Source organism: Clostridium tarantellae (assembly GCF_009295725.1).
GTDB lineage: Bacteria > Bacillota > Clostridia > Clostridiales > Clostridiaceae > Sarcina > Sarcina tarantellae.
Window position 1 is genome coordinate 1 of the sequence record NZ_WHJC01000279.1, and the last position, 4,374, is coordinate 4,374.

Annotated in this window: 2 protein-coding genes; both read left to right on the forward strand. The window is 21.6% G+C overall.

What is annotated here, in order from left to right; genetic code table 11:
* The first annotated feature begins 361 nt into the window (after positions 1 to 361).
* Positions 362 to 910: an ECF transporter S component gene (locus GBZ86_RS13135; protein ID WP_152891345.1), complete on the forward strand. Its 549-nt coding sequence runs from the start codon at positions 362 to 364 to the stop codon at positions 908 to 910.
* Between the two features lie 160 nt (positions 911 to 1,070).
* Complete coding sequence (locus GBZ86_RS13140; protein WP_152891347.1) at positions 1,071 to 4,328, forward strand: DEAD/DEAH box helicase; 3,258 nt, start codon at positions 1,071 to 1,073, stop codon at positions 4,326 to 4,328.
* Positions 4,329 to 4,374 lie beyond the last annotated feature (46 nt).

The following is a 4,374-nucleotide window of genomic DNA, read 5'->3' on the forward strand; positions in this document are numbered from 1 at the left end:
ATTTTAAATCTATTATCAGTATTTTTTTTAGTCATCATATTTATCACCCAATATTATTTTATAAGAAAATGGAAAGGCTGTCGACTTTGTCGACAGCCTGAAAGAAGTTATTTTTAAAAATAACTTCTTTTTTATTATTTATGAAGTTCCACTATTTTAATAGTGAAATATAAGAAATTTAATATAAGTTTTTATAATTTAGAGAATTGAAATTAATGATATATTTTTAATATATCATTAATAGTATTGCAATTTATAATACTTATTATGTATTTTTATAGAATAATTTTACCGATATATTTGTAAAAATTAATTAATTAAAGTATTCTTAGTAATATAATAAATTAAGGAGATGTATATAATGAAAAGTAAAGTATCTTCTAAAAATTTAGATATAATCTTAACATCTTTAATGATTGCTATAATTTTTATAGCTGCTAATATTATAAAAATACCCACTATAGGTGGATATGTACATATGGGAGATTGTATGGTATTTTTATCAGCAGTAATTTTAAATAAAAAAAGAGCCACACTTGCTTCAGCTATAGGCATGTCTTTGGTAGATATATTTTCAGGATACATAATTTGGGCACCTTTTACATTTTTAATAAAAGGACTAATGGCTTATATTGCAGCTTCCATAATAGAAAAATTAAAAAACAAAACAATAAGAACCTATTTAATTAGCTTTACTGTCTCTGGTGTATTTATGATTGTAGCTTATTTTTTTGCGGGAGCTATAATTGCAAGAATATTAATAGGACAGGTCAATAATTTTATATCAGCAATAATATATTCAGCAAAAGATATATTAGGGAATATATTTCAAGTAGTTTTAGGAATATTAATAGCAGTTCCTTTATCTAAAGTTTTAGTATTAGCTAAAAAAAGAATTTTTGAAAAATAAACATTAAAATAAAAAAAACTTTAATAGTATTTATAATATTATAAATACTATTAAAGTTTTTTATTTTTAAAAATAATGAAAAATAACTTTTCATACATAAAAAGATTTTATGTGATATAATTAGAGATTATAAATTTAAATTTATTTACTAGGAGTAATTATGCAGATAGAAGATATATTAATTCAAAGATTTAATGAAAATACTAGTGGTAAAAATTATGCAAAAGCTGAACTAATATTAAATAATGATTTAGTTTCATCTATAAATATAACTTCAGAAGAAGATTTAATTTGTATAGATGGAAAAGTTATATCCTCTAATTTATTTAATGAATATCATACAACAATTGAAATGGAGGGAGATAAAAAATTAATTTTATCTACATATTGTAGTTGTGAAGATTTTGAAAAAAATGAATTTAAAAAGAAAAATTATTGTTGTAAACACCTTGTATCTACTTTTTATAAAGCTTTAAATGATTTGGTGAAAAATCCTATTATTATTAATAGTAATAGTAATAAAGAAATATTTAAAGTAAAAAATGATATATTAGATTTATTATTAGAAGACAATAATTACAAGGATGAATTAAGGATAGATGTATATGTAAATAGAAATGAATGGAATAAGAAAATTTATGCTGAATTTAAAATAGGAATAAAAAATAAGAGTTTAAATAATCTTTATATAGTAAAAGATATTGAACAGTTGTTAATTGCATATAACAATAAAATTCCTATTAAATATAGTAAAAATTTTACTTTTGATATAAAAGAGCAAAAGCTAAGTGTTAAAGATAAAAGACTAATTGATTTTATAGAAAATTTAAAATTAATAGATGGGTCTTTAAAGAGTTTAAATAAAAATAGAGAAAGAAATATAGAAGGAAAAAATATTAATATTCCCAATTATTTTATAAGAGAATTTTTTGAAATTATAAAAAATCATAGAGTATATTTGAATGAAGGTTTTTTTTATAGAGCTGTTGAGACAGAAATTTTATTAAAAGAGCCTAATATAGAGTTTGATTTAAAATTAATAAGATCTAATTACATATTAAAATGTATAAATGGAATTCCTAAATCATTAGGTAATAAGGGAGATGTTTTTATATATGGTAGTAGTATATATTTACCTTCATATGAGTTCTGTTATAAAGTAAAGCCTTATTTAGAGATATTTAATCAGGTTAAAGGGTTAACTATTTCACATGAAAATGAAAATAGAGTATTAAGAGAATTAATACCTAAACTTCATTTAATATCAGATGAAGTTTTCTTATGTAAAAAAATAAAAGAAAAAATTGTAATGGAACCAGTAAATTTTAATTTTTATTTTAATAAAGAAAATAGCAATATAAGTTTAATTGTTAAAGTTAAATATGGATTATACGAATTTAATATATTTGAAGATTTTAAAGAAAAAATAATATATAGGGATTCAAAAAAAGAATTAAGTATAATTTCAATTTTAAGAACTTTAGGATTTGATGAAATAAACAAAAAATTTTATCTTACAAAAGGTGATGATTTTACATTTAAGTTTTTTAAGCAAGATATAGGAAAACTTCAAAAATTAGGAGAGGTTTATTATTCTGAAAACTTTAAAGGAATAAAGTCTATAGGAAATAAAGGTATAAAAGGAACAATTAAATCAGGACAATATAATTATTTTGAAATAGAATTTAATATAGGAAATATACTTCCAGAAGAAAGTAGTAAGATATTAAGAGCTTTTAGAGAAAACTTAAAATATTATAAGCTTAAAAATGGAGAATTTTTAGATTTAGAAGAATTAGATATGAAAAAATTTCTAAGGTTATTAGATGTTATTGCAGAAGAAGACATTGACAAAAATTATTTAACAATAGATACTAGTAAAGCTTTATTTTTAGATAAATATTTGCAAGAAAATAATATAAAGTATATTAAAGGAAAATCAGTTTTAAAAGATATTAGAAATAAATTTAAAAATATTCAAAAGTTTAAAAATATAGTTCCTGAAGAATTACAAGCAAATTTAAGAAAGTATCAGTTAAGTGGATACAATTGGTTTAAAACTTTAGATTATTTGGGATTAGGAGGAATTTTAGCCGATGAAATGGGCTTAGGTAAAACGCTTCAAGCAATAACTTTCATATTATCAAAAAAAGGAACTAAAACTTTAATTATAGCACCTACTTCTCTTGTTTATAATTGGATAGAAGAGTTTAAAAAATTTGCCCCCATATTGAGAGTAGAGGCATGTACTGGAATTAAGGAATTAAGAGAAAGACAAATAAATAAATTAGAAAATATAGATGTTATAATAACGACATATAATTTATTAAAGAAAGATTGTGAATTATATAAAAATATAACATTTGATTATTGTATTTTAGATGAAGCTCAATATATTAAGAATTATAACTCTCAAAATGCTATTACAGTAAAAGAAATAGCTGCAAAAACTAAATTTGCATTAACAGGAACACCGATAGAAAATTCTTTAATGGAATTATGGTCTATATTTGATTTTATAATGCCTGGATATTTATATGATGCGAAAAAATTTAGTGTAAGATATGAAAAAAAATTAAATGAATCATCGGAAGTTATTGAAGAACTTAATACACTGATAAAACCTTTTATACTTAGGAGAAGAAAAAAAGAAGTTATTAAAGAATTACCAAATAAAATAGAAAAAAAATTATTAATAACATTAAACGAAGAAGAAAAAAAGATTTATAGTATTTATGCAAATAATGCTTTAGATTTAATAGAAAAAAAAGTTAAAGATGAGGAGTTTAAAAAGAGTAAAATAGAAATATTATCATATATAACAAAGTTAAGACAATTGTGTTTAGATCCTAAAATAGTAATGGAAGATTATCTAGGGGAAAGCTCAAAAATAAATGCTTTAATAGAAATTTTACAACAAAATATAGAAGATAATCATAAAATTTTAATATTTTCCCAATTTACTTCTGTATTAAAAAATATAGGAAAAAGAATGAGTGGAGAAGGTATAAATTTCAGCTATTTAGATGGAACAATTTCTTCAGAAAAAAGAATGAGTCTTGTAAAGGAATTTAATGAAGGTGATAAATCTGTTTTTTTAATAAGTTTAAAGGCTGGAGGAACAGGACTAAATTTAACATCAGCAGATATAGTTATACATTTTGATCCTTGGTGGAATCCAGCAGTAGAAGCACAAGCAACAGATAGAGCTCATAGAATAGGACAAAAAAATGTAGTAGAAGTTATAAAACTTATTGCAAAAGGAACAATTGAGGAAAAGGTATTATTATTACAAGAAGAAAAGAAAAAGCTTATATCTAAAATGATAGGTGATGATTTAGATAATATAGAAAATTTATCTTCTTTAAATGAAGAGGAAATTATATCATTATTTCAAACAGATGAGAGTTTATATTAAGTTTAAAATTAATAGTGACGACTTTTGATAGTTTTTTATACTATAT